The following is a 16537-nucleotide window of genomic DNA, read 5'->3' as shown; positions in this document are numbered from 1 at the left end:
CTGAACGCAAAGCACAATGGCCCAGCGCATCACGGTCAGCGCTTGATGATCCGGACCGACAACGAGCGATCGGCTGTGCGTTGCACAATACTGTAGAGGCCGGGAGCCAGCTGATCAACCCGCAGCTCCCCTGAAGCACTTGTCCGCGTGCGTAGGACCAAGGTGCCGCGACCATCAAAGACGTCCACCACAGCCATGGATAGAGGACGCCCGGCCGTGCTGAGTAGCACACGATCGTGGGTGGGATTCGGATGGCACGTTAGTTCCTGAGGGTCGGTTGCGGTCTCCTCAGGCACACCGATGGTGATCCCCTGCAGGTTCATGCGGGCGGCGAAGCCGTGGCTGATGTCGCCCGGATCGCCGAAGGTCAAGCTGGGTTCGCACCAGGACACCCCCGGATAGGGGCAGGCGTCATCGAAGGCCACACCGCCTGAACTGCCGGCCCAATACAAGGCTTCGCCGGGCACAAGGGCCAGGTCATGCCCCCAATCACAGGCCACGGGCCGCCAACCTTTGTCGGTGAGGTAGTCTTCAATGAGCTCGAAGTACGCCCCGAAGGTGGTGGCCCACACGCGCTGGCGTTGCGCGTCGAAACAGCTCAGCAGCACCTCGGTCTGCAAGCGGCCGGCATCCGTGCGCCAGGGTTGGTTGTAGAACCCGAAGGCCGCCAGGGTGGGGTGGTCGATGTTGGGCGCCAACGATGTATCGCCGGTCTGCATGGCGATGCCCAAGGCGAACAAGGTGCCCTCCTCATCCAGCACCAGGTCGCAGAAGCGGCGGATGAGGAAGGGATGGTACTGGCGCATGTCGTACTCCAGCAGGGCGGTATGGTCGGCATCCTCGCGGATGGTGCCGCCGTGGGTGGTGGACCAGAACAACTGGCCGCTGAGGACATCGAACTCCGCGAAATACTGGTCGGTGTACTCCACCACGGCATCTTGGTAGGCGCCCGCGCCGGGGTCGCAGATGGAGAGCGCGCCGCCCACCGCCGCGCACGTGTCCACGGTCTGCACAGGCGTGGTCTCCGTGTCGTGCGTGGTGCCCATCACCACCAAGCGGTCAGTACCAGGTTGCACCGCGGCGGCCTCCAGGCGTTCCAGGCCGTGCAGGTTGGTGGTCCAGGCCAGGGCTCCCGATGTCTTGTAGGTGAGGATGAAGCCGGTGCTGTCCGCCACGCCGGGCAGCCAGAAGGCCCCCGGATCCCCTTGGGGGATGCTGCCGTCCGTGCGGCCCACGGCGATGATCCGGTCGTTGAAGCCCACGGGGTCCTGATAGTAGGCCATGTCAAAGAGCAGGTCGTCCGCTGCACCCCCGTAGAAGGTGGAGTTCAGCATGCTGAAGTCCGGGTCCAGCTTCAGGAGGAAGAGGTCGGTGCCACCGGCGTTGCTCGTTTGGTGGTAGGCCGTGCCGCCCGGGTCGCACAAGGGCAAGCCCGTGGCCACGGCCGTGCAGGTGCCGCTGGCCGTGCCCGTGGCCGTGCTGCTGGCCCCGCCGAAGTACAGGTCGCCGAACACATCCTCCGTTGCGGCCGTGAACATCTCATCGCCCTCACCGCCGAAATAGGTGCTGCGGACCAGCAAACCGCTGGTGGGATCCGCTTTGATCAACAGCCCGTCCGTTGTTCCTTTAAGCGTGTTCTGCCAGTATGATCCATCCGCAGGATCAATGTCAGGTTCGATGTCGATGTTCGAACTATTGGACCACCCACCTATGTAAAGGTGGTCATCGCTGGCGTAGTGCGCCACGATCGGTTTATCCGAGCCCGTGCCCCCGAAGTAGGTGGTGTAGATACGTCTGGCATCGAAGGCTGGGTCCCCGGGGGCATAGTCGAAGCGACCGTAGTAGATGTCCCACACGCCTTGATGGATGACCGTACCGGTGTTGGCGGGGAACACCTGGTCGATGGTGTTGCCGGCGATGAGCAGGTCACCATCGGGCGCGGCCACGGCAGCGTTGCCCCAGGAGTCGTCGCCACCCACACCGGTGGCACTGCCCAGCAGGGTGCGCCAGTCCGAAGTGGCGCCACCGCCGCCGAGTGGGGGTGGCGGGCCGATCTGGAAGATCAACGGATGGTTGTCATCGTAGGTGCCGAACTCGAAGAAGACCTGGGCGCCGCCGTTCACCAGGTCGTAGTTGGGCGACCAGCTTACCGGCACCACGCTGCCGTTGATCACCTGGTAGGCGAAGGCCTCCTCCAGCCGCAGGAAGCGCTCGCCCACATAGGCGCGCACCGCCCCCTGCCAGTCGATCGCCAGGCTGTCCTGCCCGCTGAAGAGCATCTGGATCTGGGCCGGTTCGGCACCCGGCTCCATCACGAAGGCCATCTTGGGGCCGTAGGCACCTGCATAATGCTGTATGCTGATGCGCGGATACAGGTCCTGGCGCCAGAGGGCCCCGGCGGCCGGCACACCCTCCACCCCCGCGCCCGTATGGGCCAGGTAGTAGTTGCTCAGGTCGGTGGTCTCCTTGATCACGCTCAGCACCGCGCCGGGGTCCACCCCTTCGCCTACGAAGTCCATGCGCACGCTGTACAGGGTGTCCTGGTCCCGGAAGGAGAAGGTCATGGCGGGTGTCTCATGGATCCATACCGTAACGGGATGGCCCTCTGAATAGTACAGCAGGTCGCCTACGGGATCACCATCAGTGTCGATGGTCTGGCCCATCTCCGTGCGGTACGCGACAGGCCCCAAGGTATCGCCGGTGGCATCCAGAAGCTGGGCTTGGGAGGTTGCAGCGAGGAACAGAACGCCGCACAGGAAGAAGGATCGAGGCTTCATTGTAACTGCGTGGGTTAGTGAACGAAACGACTTTCCTGACGTCCGAAGCGCCTGGTCGAAGCTAAGGTGAAAACCGATCGTTCCCACGCGGATCGATCGATCGCCAAGAAAAAGGGGTACGATCACATTTGACATCATCCGTTGATGATCAGGGCGACGCACCCGTTTCCACACCCCCTCTACCTTCGCGCCGCACCGATCAAGTCCCCACCGACCCCATGAGCCACCGCTTCGGCACCAAGGCCGTACACGCCGGCGTGGAGCCCGACCCCACCACGGGCGCCATCATGACGCCGATCTACCAGACGAGCACCTACGTGCAGGCCGCCCCCGGCGACCACAAGGGCTACGAGTACAGCCGCACGCACAACCCCACGCGCACCGCGCTGCAGCGCGCCCTGGCCGAACTGGAGAACGGCCGCCACGGCCTGTGCTTCGCCACGGGCATGGCCAGCATCGACGCGCTGATCAAGCTGCTGAAGCCGGGGGACCATGTGGTGAGCACCAACGACCTGTACGGCGGCACCTACCGCCTGTTCACCAAGATCTTCGAGGGCTTCGGCATCCGCTTCAGCTTCGTGGACATGGCCGACCCGGCCCAGGTGCAACAGGCCCTGACGCCGGCCACCCGCCTGATCTGGGTGGAGACCCCCACCAACCCGCTGCTGAAGGTGATCAACATCGCGGCCATGGCCGCGCTGGCCAAGGCGCAGGGCTGCTGGCTGGCCGTGGACAACACCTTTGCCAGCCCCGCGCTGCAGAACCCCCTCGACTTGGGCGCGGACATCGTGATGCACTCCGCCACCAAGTACCTGGGCGGCCACAGCGACGTGGTGATGGGCGCGCTGGTGGTGAACGACGACGCCCTGGCCGAGCGCCTGGCCTTCGTGCAGAACAGCAGTGGGGCCACCCCCGGCCCAATGGACTGCTTCCTGGTGCTGCGCGGCCTGAAGACCCTGCACCTGCGCATGGAGCGGCACTGCACCAACGGCGAGGCGGTGGCCCATTACCTGAAGGCGCACCCGAAGGTGGACCGCGTGTACTGGCCCGGCCTGCCGGAGCACAGCAACCACGCCGTGGCCAAGGCGCAGATGCGCGGCTTCGGCGGCATGGTGAGCTTCACCCTGAAGGGCGACCGCATGGAGGACGCCACCCGGGTGCTGTCGCGGACCAGCCTGTTCGCCCTGGCCGAATCGCTCGGCGGGGTGGAGAGCCTGATCGGGCACCCGGCGAGCATGACGCATGCGAGCATCCCCCGGGAGGAGCGCCTGCGCAACGGGCTGGCCGACACCCTGATCCGCCTGAGCGTGGGCACGGAGGACGCGGCCGACCTGATCGACGACCTGGCTCAGGCCATCGGCTGAACGGCTCCATCGAACGACCAACGAAGCGGGGCGCTGCAGCCTCTGATCGTCAGCCGGTTGTCATTCCCGGCTCGGATCCCAAGGGTCGGGGCGAAAAGCGGGGTTGTTGACCAACAGTTGGAGGGGGGTGGCCGTTTATCTTGCGCTCCCCTACTTCGGAGCCCCTTGCAATGACCCGTACGAAGCCCTTTGGACCGATCGCCCTGGCGTCGGCCCTCTTGCTGCTGCACCCCGCCCTGGCCCAACAGGACGTGCCATTCCACTGCAGCACGCACTCCCTGGAGCACCTGGCCCCCTTCCACCACAACGACCCGCATTCGTTGCAGCGCATCGCCGACGATGAGGCCGACCTGGAGGCCTTCACCCAGCAGTACGCTCAGTTGAGCGAGGCCGAGCGGGGTGGCAGCACCTACGTGCTGCCGGTGGTGTTCCACATCATCCACAACAACGGTCCGGAAAACATCAGCGATGCCCAGGTGTACGATGCGATCCGGGTGCTGAACGACGACTTCAACAAGCTGAACGCCGACTGGGACAACGTGCGGCCGGAGTTCCTGGGCATCGTGGCGGATGTGGGCATCACCTTCCGCCTGGCCCAGCTGGACCCGGACGGCAACTGCACCAGCGGCATCAACCGCATCCAGAGCATCCTCACCAACGACGGCACGCAGGACATGAAGGACCTGATCCAGTGGCCGCGGAACAAGTACCTGAACGTCTGGGTCTGCGCTTATGCCGATGGCGCTGCTGGGTACACGCTGACCCCTGGTTCGGTGAACAACCCTCAGTGGGCGGCGGCTGATGGCATCGTGCTCCTGCACAATTATACGGGCAGCATCGGCACCAGCAGCCCGGGCCGCTCGCGCACGCTCACCCACGAGGTGGGGCACTGGATCAACCTGCGCCACACCTGGGGCCCCACCAACGAACCGGGCATCGCGGCCAACTGCAACGAGGACGACAACGTGGGCGACACGCCGAACACCGAGGGATGGACCAGCTGCACCCTGGCCGGGGCGACCTGCAACAGCACCCTCGACAACGTGGAGAACTACATGGAGTATTCCTACTGCTCCAAGATGTTCACCGAAGGCCAGAAGACGCGGATGCTGGCCGCCTTGAACTCGGGGACCGCCCAGCGCAACCAGCTTTGGCAACCGTCCAACCTGGCCGCCACCGGCACCACGGGCACTGATGTGCTTTGTGCCGCGGCCTTCACCAGCGACCTGCGCGAGGTGTGCTCCGGCGGCACCGTGCAGTTCACCGATGTGAGCTACCATGGCGCCACCACATGGGAGTGGTCGTTCCCGGGCGGCACCCCGTCCACCAGCACCGACCAGAACCCGGTGGTGACCTACGGCAGCCCGGGGCTCTATCCGGTGACCCTGGTGGCCGGCAACGGCAATACGCAGGTGAGCACCCAGGTGAACAACTACGTGATGGTGATGCCGGCCGCCGGTCTGGCCGTGCCCTACAGTGAAGGCTTCGAGGCCACCACCACCCTGCCGAACGCCGACTGGGCGTTGAACGATGCGGGCGGCAATGGCGGCTTCCAGTTCGTGAGCACCACCGGGTACCAGAGCAGCAAAAGCGTGCGCCTCAACAACTACGTGAGCAGCCCGGGTGAAGTGGACGAACTGGTGAGCAACACACTGGACATGAGCAGCGCCACCGACATCGTGATCAGCTACCGCTACGCCTACGCCCAGCGGAACACGGCGAACAACGATGTGCTGAAGCTGTACGTGAGCAAGGACTGTGGGGAGAGCTGGAGCCTGCGCGACATCCTGTACGGCACCGGCGCCCTGAACACGGCCTCCCTCCAGACCAGCCCGTTCACACCATCGAACGAGTCGCAATGGGCTGAATCGGTGGTGGACAACATCAGCACGAGCTACCACGTGAGCGAGTTCCGATTCAAGTTCGAGTTCGAGAGCGACGGCGGGAACAATCTGTTCATCGATAACATCAATGTGAACGGCGCCCCGGTGGGCATGGCCGAACTGGTGACCGAGGGCAGCGAGGGCCTGCGCGTGGTGCCCAACCCGGCCGGTGCCGCCGCCGACCTGGTGATGGACCTGCGCGAGACCGGGCCGCTGCAGGTGCAGGTGATGGATCCCGTGGGCCGCTTGGTGGCCCAGCTGCCGGAGCGCATCCTGCCCGGCGGCCTCAATCGCCTCGCCCTGCCAGTGGACGGGCTGGCCAAAGGCGTCTACCTGGCGGTCATCCGCCAGAACGGGCGTACGCAGCTCACGCGCTTCACCAAGGAGTGAGCATCGCTCCATCAAGGAACACGAAGGCCCGGTCTTTCGACCGGGCCTTCGTGTGAAAGGACCGTGGGCCGGATCACTCCTTGAAGCCCACGAGGATGGCCACGCAGCCGACGTGCACCATGTCGGTGCGCGCCTTGCCCGGCACCCAGACCACCACCTTCATCTGCTGCGTGGAGGCCATGCGCAGGTCGAAGTGATGCTTGGGCTCATCGGCCAGGCTCTCGAACACGATCTTGTTGGAGGCATCCACGAGCTTCCAGTTCACCTCGCCCAGGATGGGGTGGGTGCACACCATCACGCGGTATTCCTGCCCGCTGAAGAAGGTGAGGTTCACCTCGGCCTCCTCACCGGGGGCGAGCTGGGCCGCGTTGAAGGACTCATTGAACTTGTACGGGGCCAGCTCCGGTACGCATTTGTTCTTGGCGAAGCTGCGGCACTGGGCCTGCGCGGCGGTGGTGGCCACCAGCAGGGCACCGGCCAGGGCTGCATGGGCGAGGGTCGTTCGCAAGGCGGTCATGGCGGTGCTCAGTTGATGTATGCGTTGCGGATGGTGGCGGTCTTCTCGGTGATCGCCTTGAGCTGATCGTCGGTGAGGGCCGCCGCAGGCTCGCCCCCTCCGATCACGGCCACACCGTTCTCCTGCGTCACCTCGGCGGGCGCACCGGCCGCAGGCGCCGGACCGAACAGCTCGGCCAGGGCCTTCAGATCGGCCTTGGCCCCGTTCAGGGCCTCGTCAGTGCCCGTGTAGGTGTCCATCAGGCCCAGCAGATCATCGAGGCTCAGGCGCTGCTCGGCGATGCGCGACCGCAGTTCAGGTGTGTCCTTCGTCCTGGCCACCTGTGTGGCGATGTACAGGCCTTCCACCCAGCCGCCGGCGATCATCAGCGCGCTGATGTTGTCCCGCTCGTTCTCCTTGAGGTAGGCATCCACGTTCCAGTACGTCTCGCTGATGATGCTCAGGAGCGAGTCGCGGTCGTTCATGTTCGCCTCCATCCGCTCCAGCGTGGTGTCGTTGAAGGCGTTGCTCACCCCCAGACGATCGGCCAGCTTCTTGGCGCAGCTGGTGTAGAACATGCTCTCCTGCGTCTGGTTGTTCACGCTGGCATAGCTCAGGTCGGCCCCGTAGATGCCGAGGTTCAGCGCCTGTTTGCTGGCCGCGGTGTAGCGGTCCACGTTCTTCACGTCGTTCAGGATGTCCTTGTCGTACTCGGCCCCGGCCTTCTTCAACAGGGCCGCGGTCTCCATGGGTGACGGGATGTTGTAGAAGATGTTGCGGGTCTTCCGCATCCGCTCGGCCTGCGCCGCGGAGTCCGCGCTGTCGGGCACGTTCAAGGTGTCCTGTTGGCCGCTTTCGCCGCCACCACAGGCGACCAGCACGGCCAAAGCGGCCGCAAGGGGCCACACGGTCCGGGAGGTATGATTCATGGGATCCAGTCTGCGGTAAAGGTCCATCCCGACCGGCCGCAGGTCAGTGCGCCTCCAGCCAGTTTTTCCCCACGCCCATGTCAACAACCAGCGGCACATCCAGCGCCAGGGCACCCTCCATGCGCTCCTTCACCAGCTCCTTCATCGTGGCCAGCTCGTCCACATGCGCGTCGAACACCAGTTCGTCGTGCACCTGCAGCAGCAGCCTGCTCTTCAGCCCCTGCGCCTTGATGTCGCGGTGGATGTTCACCATGGCCACCTTGATGATGTCCGCCGCCGAACCCTGCATGGGCGCGTTGATGGCGATGCGCTCGGCCTGGGCCCGCACCGTGTTGTTGGCGCTGGTGATGTCCGGCAGGTAGCGGCGCCGGCCCATCAACGTCTTGATGTAGCCGTGGGTGCGGCAGAAGCCGATCATCTCGTCCATGTAGTTGCGCACGCCGGGGAACTGCGCGAAGTAGTCGTCGATGATCTGCTTGGCCTCCGCCCGCGGGATCCCCAGGTTCTGGCTGAGGCCGAAGGCCCCCTGCCCGTAGGCGATGCCGAAGTTCACGGCCTTGGCCCGGCTGCGCTGCTCGCGCGTCACCTCCGCGATGTCCACGTTGAACACCTTGGCGGCCGTGGCCGCGTGGATGTCCAGCCCATGGCGGAAAGCCTCCTGCATGTTGCGGTCGCCGCTCATGTGGGCGATGATGCGCAGCTCGATCTGGCTGTAGTCCGCGCTGAGCAGCTGGTATTCCTCACTGCGCGGCACGAAGGCCTTGCGGATCTCGCGGCCCTTCTCCGTGCGGATCGGGATGTTCTGCAGGTTGGGGTCGTTGCTGGCCAGGCGCCCGGTGGCAGCCACGGTCTGCAGGTAGCTGGTGTGCACGCGGTGGGTCACGGGGTCGGCCGCTTCGGGCAGGGTGTCCACGTAGGTGCCCTTCAGCTTGCGCAGGCTGCGGTAGTCCAGGATCAGCGGGATCACAGGGTGCGCGTTGGTCAGCTCCTGCAGGATGTCCTCGCTGGTCTGGTACTGCCCGGTCTTCGCGGTCTTCTTCACCTTGTCGCCGCCGAGCTTCAAGGTCTCGAAGAGCACATCGCCCAGTTGCTTGGGGCTGTCGATGTTGAAGTTCACCCCGCAGGCCTGGTGGATGGCGTCCTGCAGGCGCACCAGCTCGGTGCCCAGCTCTTCGCTGAACTGTTTCAGGGCCGGGATGTCGATGCGGATGCCCTCGGTCTCCATGTCGGCGAGCACGTGCACCAGTGGCATCTCCACGTCGTTGAACAGGCCGGTCACTTCGTCCTCGGCGAGCAGCGGCTCCAGCTTCTTGGCGAGCTGCCAGGTGATGTCCGCGTCCTCTGCGGCGTATTCCTTCACCAGTTCCACCTCCACGTCGCGCATGCTCTTTTGCACCTTGCCGCGTCCTTTTTCACCGATGAGCGTGGTGATGCTCACCGGCCGGTAGCCCAGGTAGGTCTCGCTCAGGTAGTCCATGCCGTGCTTCTGCAGGTCGGGCTTCAGCAGGAAGTGCGCGACCATGGTGTCGAAGAGCGGGCCCTTCACCTCCACACCGTAGCGGGCCAGCACCCGGATGTCGTACTTGGCGTTCTGCGCCACCTTGCCGATGGCTTCGTTCTCCAGGATGGGCTTGAAGATGTCCACGATACGCTGGGCCTCGGCCTGGTCCGCGGGCACGGGCACGTAGTGGCCTTCATGGGGCTTCCAGCTGAAGGCGAGGCCCACCAGTTCGGCCACGCGCTCGTCGGTGCTGGTGGTCTCCGTATCGAAGCAGAAGCGCGGCTGCTTCTTGAGCTGGGCCGCGAGCATGTACAGGTCCTCGCTGGTGCGCGCCAGGAAGTAGCGGTGCGGCACGGTGTCGATGGTGGCCAGCTCGGTCAGCTCCACGTTGCCCTCGGCATCGACATGGCTGCCGAAGAGGTCCACCTGGCCGGGGTTGACCGCCGCCGCTTTCCCACGTTTCGCGGCCTTGGGCTCTTCCGCCGCACCGTTGGCTTCGCCGCCCAGCACCCGGTTCGCGAGGGTCTTGAACTCCAGCTCGCTGAACACCTCCAGCACCTTGTCCTTGTCCGGCGGATCCAGATGGAGCGCGTCGTGGTCCAGCTCCACGGGTGCGTCGATCAGGATGGTCGCCAGCTTCTTGCTCAGGCGGCCCTGCTCAGCGAAGGCGATGACGTTCTCCTGCTGCTTGCCTTTCAGCTTGTCGGCGTTCTCGATCACGCCCTCCAGGCTGCCGAACTGCTGCACCAGCTTGATGGCGGTCTTCTCGCCGATGCCCGGGATGCCGGGGATGTTGTCCACCGCATCGCCCATGAGGCCGAGGATGTCCTTCACCTGGTCGGTGGTCTGTAAGCCCCAGCGCTCGCAGATCTCCTTCGGGCCCAGCTTCTCGGGCGGATCACCACCGCGGCCGGGCTTGTACATGATGATCTTGTCGGTCACCAGCTGCCCGAAGTCCTTGTCCGGGGTCACCATGTAGGTGGTGTAGCCCTCAGCCTCGGCCTTCTTCGCCAGGGTGCCGATCACATCATCGGCCTCGTAGCCGTCGCTCTCCAGCACGGGGATGTTCAGCGCCTCGATGATCCGGCGGATGTAGGGCACGTTGCTGCGGATGTCATCGGGCATCTCCTCGCGGTTGGCCTTGTAGTCCAGCAGGGTCTCATGCCGTTCGGTGGGCGCGGCGGTGTCGAACACCACGGCGATGTGGGTGGGCTGCTCGCGCTTGATGAGGTCGAGCAGGGTGGTGGTGAAGCCGAAGGCCGCGCTGGTGTTGAAGCCCTTGCTGTTCACCCGGGGTGCCCGGATGAAGCTGAAGTAGGCCCGGTAGATGAGGGCGTAGGCGTCGAGGAGGAAGAGGCGCTTGTCCGCATCGGCGGTCGCAGCTCCGGACAGGGTCGCATCGGACATGCGGGCAAGATAGCCCGGCCTGCCGGTGCAGGATCGCAAGACCGCCCGACACCAAGGCGCCGTCCGGTCCGGTCCAAGCGTCTACCTTCGGTCATGCGCTGCGGCCTGCACCCCTTCACCCCCTGGGCGGTCCGCCTGGCCGGCGTGTGCGCGGTCCTGTTCACGGCCTGCCGGCACGAGGTGATGGCACCGGAGGGTGCACCGGCCGCGCAGCCGGGGGAGCCGGTGATCTTCGATCTGGCGAACGTGCCCTACTCCACCCTGAGCGCCTATCGGTTCTTCACGGGAGACCTGGCCGACCTGCAGCCCAATGCCGGCGTGCTTCCCTTCGCCCCGATCAACACCCTGTTCACGGACTACGCCCACAAGAACCGCTTCGTGTGGATGCCGGAGGGCGCCCAAGCCCACTACGTGAGCGACCATGAGCCGTTGGCCTTCGATGAAGGGGCCGTCCTGATCAAGAACTTCTGGTACGACAACACGGTGCCTGACGGGGAGCGCCGAATCATCGAGACCCGGTTGATGTTCCGCCGCAACGGGGTGTGGGAGTTCGCGAACTACGTGTGGACCCCCGATCAGATCGAAGCCCACCTCGACATGGACGGCAGCTATCTGCCCATCAGCTGGACGGACGCCGAGCATGGGACGATGAGCACGACCTACCGCATTCCCTCGGCCTCCGAGTGCTTCACCTGCCACAAGGTGAACACCGATCCGCTGCCCATCGGCCCGAAGCCGCGCAACCTGAACGCGGACATGGCCTACCCGGAGGGCACGATGAACCAGTTGGCGCGGTGGGTGCAGGAAGGCTACCTCGCGCCGGGCCTTCCTTCGGGGATCGAAGCAACGCCGGACTGGACGGAGCCGTCACTGCCGGTGGTGGACCGTGTGCGCGGTTACCTGGACATGCAATGCGCCCACTGCCACTCGGACCAGCGCCATTGCGATTACCGCCCGCTGCGGCTGGCGTTCCAGGATACCGACGACCCGGCGAACCTCGGGGTCTGCGTGCTGCCGGACGACCCGATCGATCCCTCGGTGACCCACATCGTGGCCGCCGGCGACACCACCCGCTCCATGATGCACCTGCGCTTGAGCTCCACCGATGGTGCGGTGCGCATGCCCCTTCTCGGCCGAACCCTCGTACATCGCGAGGGGCTTGCCCTGATCAACGAATGGATCGCCTCGCTCGGACCACCCTGCCCCTGAACATCACCCCGGACCACCCATGAAGCCACTGCTCCCCATCACGATCGGCCTGCTCGCCGCACTGCCGACCCTGGCACAGGACAACTGTGCGACGGCCCTGCCCATCACCGCCGGCACCTACGTGGTCTCCGCGGTCAATGGCACGCAGGTGCCCACACCCATTTGCGCCCAGAACGGCGCCGGGGCAACAGCGGGCGAGTGGTACAGCTACACGCCCACGGCCAGCTACACCGTGGCGATCAACACGGCCGTGGGGGCGCTGACCGACAGCCGGGTGCATGTGTACCTGGGCGGCTGCGGCGCCCTGGCCTGCGTGGCGGGTGACGATGATTCCGGTGTGAACAACACCGCCTTCCTCACCTTCAACGTGGCGGCCGGCTTCACCTACATCATCGCCTTCGACAATCGCTGGAGCTCCAATGGCTTCACCTTTTCGCTCACCGAATCCCCGATCGTGATCCCGGTGTTCAGCTTTTCGCCCCTGACCCTGCCGGCCGCCAGCGGCTCCGGCCAGGCCGCCGTGGACATGAACGGGGACCATCTGGACGATGTGGTGCGGGTCACCGACCTGCAGATCACCATCAACCACCAGCAGGCCGGTGGTGGACTTGTCCAGACCACCTTCCCCACCGATACGGCGGACACCACGCCCTATTGGAGCATGGCGGCCGGGGACCTGGACGGCAACGGATACAACGACCTGCTCTACGCCGGGGGATCGGCCACCTTCATGCTGGCCAACGCCGACGCCACCGCCTATATCGAGAACTCGCAGACCGAGTGGATCTTCTGCCAGCGCTCCAACTACGTGGACATCAACAACGACGGGCACCTGGACGCCTTCATCTGCCACGACGTGGAGCCCAACGTGTACTACCTGAACGACGGCCAGGGCAACCTCACCTACTATCAGGGCGGACTTGGCGACACGCCCGATGGCGGCAACTACGGCAGCATCTGGGTGGATTATGACAACGACCACGATGTGGACCTCTTCATCGCCAAGTGCCGCGGTGGTGTCGGCCCGGCCAACATCGACCAGCTGCACCGCAACAACGGGGACGGCACGTGGACCGAGGTGGCCGCGCTGATGAACCTGGCGGACAACCAGCAGAGCTGGAGCTCGGCCTGGGGCGATTACGACAACGACGGCGACATGGACCTGGTGCAGGGTGCCAGCTCCTTCACCAACGGGGGCCACAAGCTGATGCGCAATGACGGCAGCACCTTCACCAACGTGACGGTCGGCTCGGGCTTCGACGTCCACGGTGGCACCAGCATCGAGTGGATCACCCACGACTTCGACAACGACGGCTGGCTCGATGTGCTGGGCGGTGGCAAGCTGCTCCGCAACAACGGGGACATGACCTTCAGCCTGCACACGGTGACCCCGACCAACGGACCGGTGGGCGACCTGGACAACGACGGCTACCTGGATATCGTCAACGGCAGCACCGTGCACGTGAACGCCCTCACCGGCAACAACTGGCTGAAGGTGACCCTGCAGGGGACGGTGAGCAACACCAATGGCATCGGCGCCCGCGTGGAGATCATCACCGCGTCCGGCACGCAGATCCGCGACATCCGGAGCGGGGACGGGTTCCGGTACATGAGCACGCTGAACGCCCATTTCGGGCTGGGCCAGGACAGCGAAGTGGATCAGGTGACCGTATACTGGCCCAGCGGGATCGTGGATGTGATCAACGCGGTCGCGGTCAATGGTGCGGTGCATGTGATCGAGGGCCTTTCCACCGCTGTGAACGAGTCCGTGCGCCCCACCCTGTTGAACGCCTTTCCCAACCCGGCCGAGACCATCCTGTACCTGAGCTCGGAGACCCCGTTGCGCAACGCGATCGCCACCGTGCTGAATACCGCCGGCCAGCCCGTGCTGCGCACCGTCCTCCATGAGCCCACCGTGGACATCACCGGCATCGCCCCCGGGGTGTACGTGATCCAGGTGGACCAGGAAGGCAGCCTGCTGCAGGAGCGCTTCGTGAAGCGCTGAGGAGCGGTCACGAACAGGAAGGGCCCACCGGTTCGGTGGGCCCTTCCTGTTCGTGGATCCTCACCGCTCCTTCCACAGCACCTCCATCACCGTGGAGCCCACGGCGTGCAATGTGGCACGATCGATCACGTCCATGTCGTCATCGTGCGTGTGCCAGCTGGGGTGGAAGGCCCCGGTGGCTTCGTGGTACTCGATGATGTCCGCCGTGGGGATGCGCAGCAGCTCGTTGATCGGCAGGTGGTCGTCCGTGCCTACGAAGTGGCGCGTCTCCGCCACGAAACGGCCCCCATGGCCCAACGCCGCCGCGGTCCGCCACAGCTTGCGCACCACCTGCGGGGCATACTGCATGCTGATCGACTCCTGGTAGAAGCGCGCATCCTTCGCCCCGCACATGTCCAGCAGCACACCGAAGCGCGCGGTGTACCTTGCCACGTGCGGGTTCTTGGCCCAGTACTGGCTGCCAAGGGCCCAGGTGGCGATGCTGTTGGACTCCATGGTCATGGCCCCGGTGGGCTCTCCGTAGTCCTCCACATCGGTGAAGAGCAGGTCCACCCCGAGCAATGCGGTGTCCGTGGCCGTTCCGAGGTGCCGCGCGATCTCCAGCAGAATGCCCACACCGCTGCCGCCGTCATTGGCACCGAGGATGGGCTCGTTGCGGCGCTCCTCGTCCTTGTCGGCGAAAGGACGCGTGTCGTAGTGCGCCAGCAGCAGGATGCGCTCGCGGGCGCTGGGACGCCAGCTGCCGATGATGTTGCGCAGCGGCAGGGGGTTGCCGTTGAACGCCGTCACCGTGCCGCGCTGTTCGGTGACGCTCGCCCCCGACGCCTTCAGCCGGGCCACGATCCAGTCCCCACAGGCCGCATGCGCCGGGGTACCGGGCACACGCGGCCCGAAGGCCACCTGCTGCGCCACGAAGGCGTACGCGCTGTCGGCGTTGAACGGTGGTGCCGGCGGCAGCTGCACAGGCACCGGCTTCGGCACCTCCTGCTTCGGCGGACCGTCCGGCGTGCAGGCCTGCACGGCGAACGCCAGCGCCAGCCAGGACCACCTGCGAAGGGGGATCATGCGCGCTCCCATGTGGTGCCTTCCTTGGTGTCCTTCAACACGATGCCGATGGCCGCCAGCCGGTCGCGAATGGCATCGCCCGTGGCGAAGTCCTTCCGGGCCTTGGCCTCGGCGCGCAGGCGGATGAACTCCTGCACGAGGGCGTCCAACGCATCGTCGCCCCCGCTCGCGGCCGCGGTCTCCTCCCGGATGCCGAGCACATCGCGCACCAGGACCTGCATCATGGCCTGAAGCCTCGCGATGGATGAGGCGGTGAGCTTCAGCTTCCCGTCGTTCACCGAATTGATGATGCGCACGGCCTCGAACAGTTCGGCGATCATCACCGGCGTGTTGAGGTCATCGTTCATGGCCGCATGGCAGCGCTGCTCCAAGGCCATGATGTCGGCCTCGTCCGTGTCGGCGGCCTTCAGCTTCGGCAGCAGCGCCATGGCCTTCATCAGTCGCTCCAGTCCCTTTTCCGAGGCCTGCATGGCGGCGTTGCTGAAGTCCAGCGTGCTGGCGTAATGGCACTGCAGCATGAAGAAGCGCACCGTCATGGCGCTGTAGCCCTTCTCCAGCAGCTTGTGGTCGCCGGTGAGCAGCTCCTCCGGCGTGAAGCCGTTGCCCTCGCTCTTGGCCATCTTCCGTCCGTTCACGGTGAGCATGTTGCCATGCATCCAGTAGCGCACGGGGGCATGCCCATCAGCGGCCACGCTCTGCGCGATCTCGCACTCGTGGTGCGGGAACTTCAGGTCCATGCCGCCGCCGTGGATGTCGAAGGTGAGGCCCAGGTACTTGGTGCTCATGGCGCTGCACTCCAGGTGCCAGCCGGGGAAGCCCTCCCCCCAGGGGCTGGGCCATTTCATCAGGTGCGTGGGGTCGGCCTTCTTCCAAATGGCGAAGTCGAGTGGGCTGCGCTTCTCGTCCATGCCCTCGGTGTCGCGCGTGTTCGCCAGCAGTTCGTCGATCCTCCGGCCGCTCAGTTCGCCGTAGGCGTGCTTCTCCGCGAACCGGGGCACATCGAAGTACACGCTGCCGTTGGCCTCGTAGGCGTAGCCGCTGCCGATGATGCGCTTCACCATCTCGATCTGCTCGATGAGGTGACCGGTGGCGGTGGGCTCGATGCTGGGCGGCAGGATGTTGAAGAGCCGCATCACATCGTGGAAGCCATTGGTGTACTTCTGCACGATCTCCATGGGCTCCAGCCGTTCCAGCCGGGCGCGCTTGGCGATCTTGTCCTCCCCCTCGTCCACATCCCCCACCAGATGGCCCACATCGGTGATGTTGCGCACGTACCGCACCGTGTAGCCGATGAAGGTCAGCCAGCGGTACAGCACATCGAAGGTGAGGAAGCTGCGCACGTTGCCCAGGTGCACATCGCTGTACACCGTGGGTCCGCACACATAGAGGCCCACATGCGGCGGGCGCAACGGCACGAACTCCTCCTTGCGGCGGGTGAGCGTGTTGGTCAGGAAGAACGGACCTTTCTTGGCGTCGGACATGGTCGGCGGAGCGGCCACGAAGGTAGCCAG

10 protein-coding genes are annotated in these 16537 nt (G+C 65.4%); 4 read left to right on the top strand and 6 right to left on the bottom strand.

Features of this window, described 5'->3' with window-relative positions; all coding sequences use genetic code 11:
* Positions 1–35: 35 nt before the first annotated feature.
* A complete protein-coding gene (locus IPM49_13010; protein ID MBK9275439.1) occupies positions 36–2663 on the bottom strand; it encodes a T9SS type A sorting domain-containing protein in 2628 nt (875 codons plus the stop codon).
* Between the two features lie 332 nt (positions 2664–2995).
* On the opposite strand from IPM49_13010, the gene IPM49_13005 reads away from it, so the two are divergent.
* Together IPM49_13005 and IPM49_13000 are read left to right on the top strand one after the other, a co-directional pair.
* Entirely contained in the window at positions 2996–4141 is a 1146-nt protein-coding gene (locus IPM49_13005; protein ID MBK9275438.1) for a cystathionine gamma-synthase, read from the top strand.
* A 170-nt stretch (positions 4142–4311) separates the two neighbouring features.
* Entirely contained in the window at positions 4312–6414 is a 2103-nt protein-coding gene (locus IPM49_13000) for a choice-of-anchor J domain-containing protein (protein ID MBK9275437.1), read from the top strand.
* 73 nt (positions 6415–6487) lie between these two features.
* Here IPM49_13000 and IPM49_12995 read toward each other — a convergent pair whose 3' ends face one another.
* From IPM49_12995 to polA, 3 genes are all read right to left on the bottom strand, one after another.
* A complete protein-coding gene (locus IPM49_12995; GenBank protein MBK9275436.1) occupies positions 6488–6931 on the bottom strand; it encodes a hypothetical protein in 444 nt (147 codons plus the stop codon).
* 8 nt (positions 6932–6939) lie between these two features.
* Positions 6940–7818, bottom strand: a complete 879-nt coding sequence (locus IPM49_12990) for a hypothetical protein (protein ID MBK9275435.1) — start codon at positions 7816–7818, stop codon at positions 6940–6942.
* 64 nt (positions 7819–7882) lie between these two features.
* Positions 7883–10747 carry a DNA polymerase I gene (polA, locus tag IPM49_12985; GenBank protein ID MBK9275434.1) on the bottom strand — a complete coding sequence of 955 codons (2865 nt, stop codon included), beginning with the start codon at positions 10745–10747 and terminating at the stop codon, positions 7883–7885.
* A 93-nt stretch (positions 10748–10840) separates the two neighbouring features.
* Here polA and IPM49_12980 point away from each other — a divergent pair, with 93 nt between their 5' ends.
* Positions 10841–11956, top strand: a complete 1116-nt coding sequence (locus IPM49_12980) for a hypothetical protein (protein ID MBK9275433.1) — start codon at positions 10841–10843, stop codon at positions 11954–11956.
* A 19-nt stretch (positions 11957–11975) separates the two neighbouring features.
* Positions 11976–13961, top strand: coding sequence for a VCBS repeat-containing protein (locus IPM49_12975; GenBank protein MBK9275432.1), 1986 nt, complete (start codon positions 11976–11978; stop codon positions 13959–13961).
* 60 nt (positions 13962–14021) lie between these two features.
* Here IPM49_12975 and IPM49_12970 read toward each other — a convergent pair whose 3' ends face one another.
* Positions 14022–15026 carry a M28 family peptidase gene (locus IPM49_12970; protein ID MBK9275431.1) on the bottom strand — a complete coding sequence of 335 codons (1005 nt, stop codon included), beginning with the start codon at positions 15024–15026 and terminating at the stop codon, positions 14022–14024.
* On the bottom strand, positions 15023–16507 hold the full coding sequence (locus tag IPM49_12965; GenBank protein MBK9275430.1) for a cysteine--tRNA ligase: 1485 nt from the start codon (positions 16505–16507) through the stop codon (positions 15023–15025). The genes IPM49_12970 and IPM49_12965 overlap by 4 nt, the downstream gene beginning before the upstream one ends.
* Between the last annotated feature and the right edge of the window lie 30 nt (positions 16508–16537).

It is taken from the genome of Flavobacteriales bacterium (genome assembly GCA_016715895.1).
Taxonomy (GTDB): Bacteria; Bacteroidota; Bacteroidia; order Flavobacteriales_F; family PHOS-HE28; genus PHOS-HE28.
Note: the sequence above shows the minus strand (reverse complement) of the source record. Positions and strands in the feature narration are given on the sequence as shown.

Bases quoted from the DNA above. Each gene is read 5' to 3' on its own strand.
- IPM49_13010 (MBK9275439.1), bottom strand. From the start codon at position 2,663: ATGGGCCAGACCATCGACACTGATGGTGATCCCGTAGGCGACCTGCTG.
- IPM49_13005 (MBK9275438.1), top strand. From the start codon at position 2,996: ATGAGCCACCGCTTCGGCACCAAGGCCGTACACGCCGGCGTGGAGCCC.
- IPM49_13000 (MBK9275437.1), top strand. From the start codon at position 4,312: ATGACCCGTACGAAGCCCTTTGGACCGATCGCCCTGGCGTCGGCCCTC.
- IPM49_12995 (MBK9275436.1), bottom strand. From the start codon at position 6,931: ATGACCGCCTTGCGAACGACCCTCGCCCATGCAGCCCTGGCCGGTGCC.
- polA (MBK9275434.1), bottom strand. From the start codon at position 10,747: ATGTCCGATGCGACCCTGTCCGGAGCTGCGACCGCCGATGCGGACAAG.
- IPM49_12980 (MBK9275433.1), top strand. From the start codon at position 10,841: ATGCGCTGCGGCCTGCACCCCTTCACCCCCTGGGCGGTCCGCCTGGCC.
- IPM49_12975 (MBK9275432.1), top strand. From the start codon at position 11,976: ATGAAGCCACTGCTCCCCATCACGATCGGCCTGCTCGCCGCACTGCCG.
- IPM49_12970 (MBK9275431.1), bottom strand. From the start codon at position 15,026: ATGATCCCCCTTCGCAGGTGGTCCTGGCTGGCGCTGGCGTTCGCCGTG.
- IPM49_12965 (MBK9275430.1), bottom strand. From the start codon at position 16,507: ATGTCCGACGCCAAGAAAGGTCCGTTCTTCCTGACCAACACGCTCACC.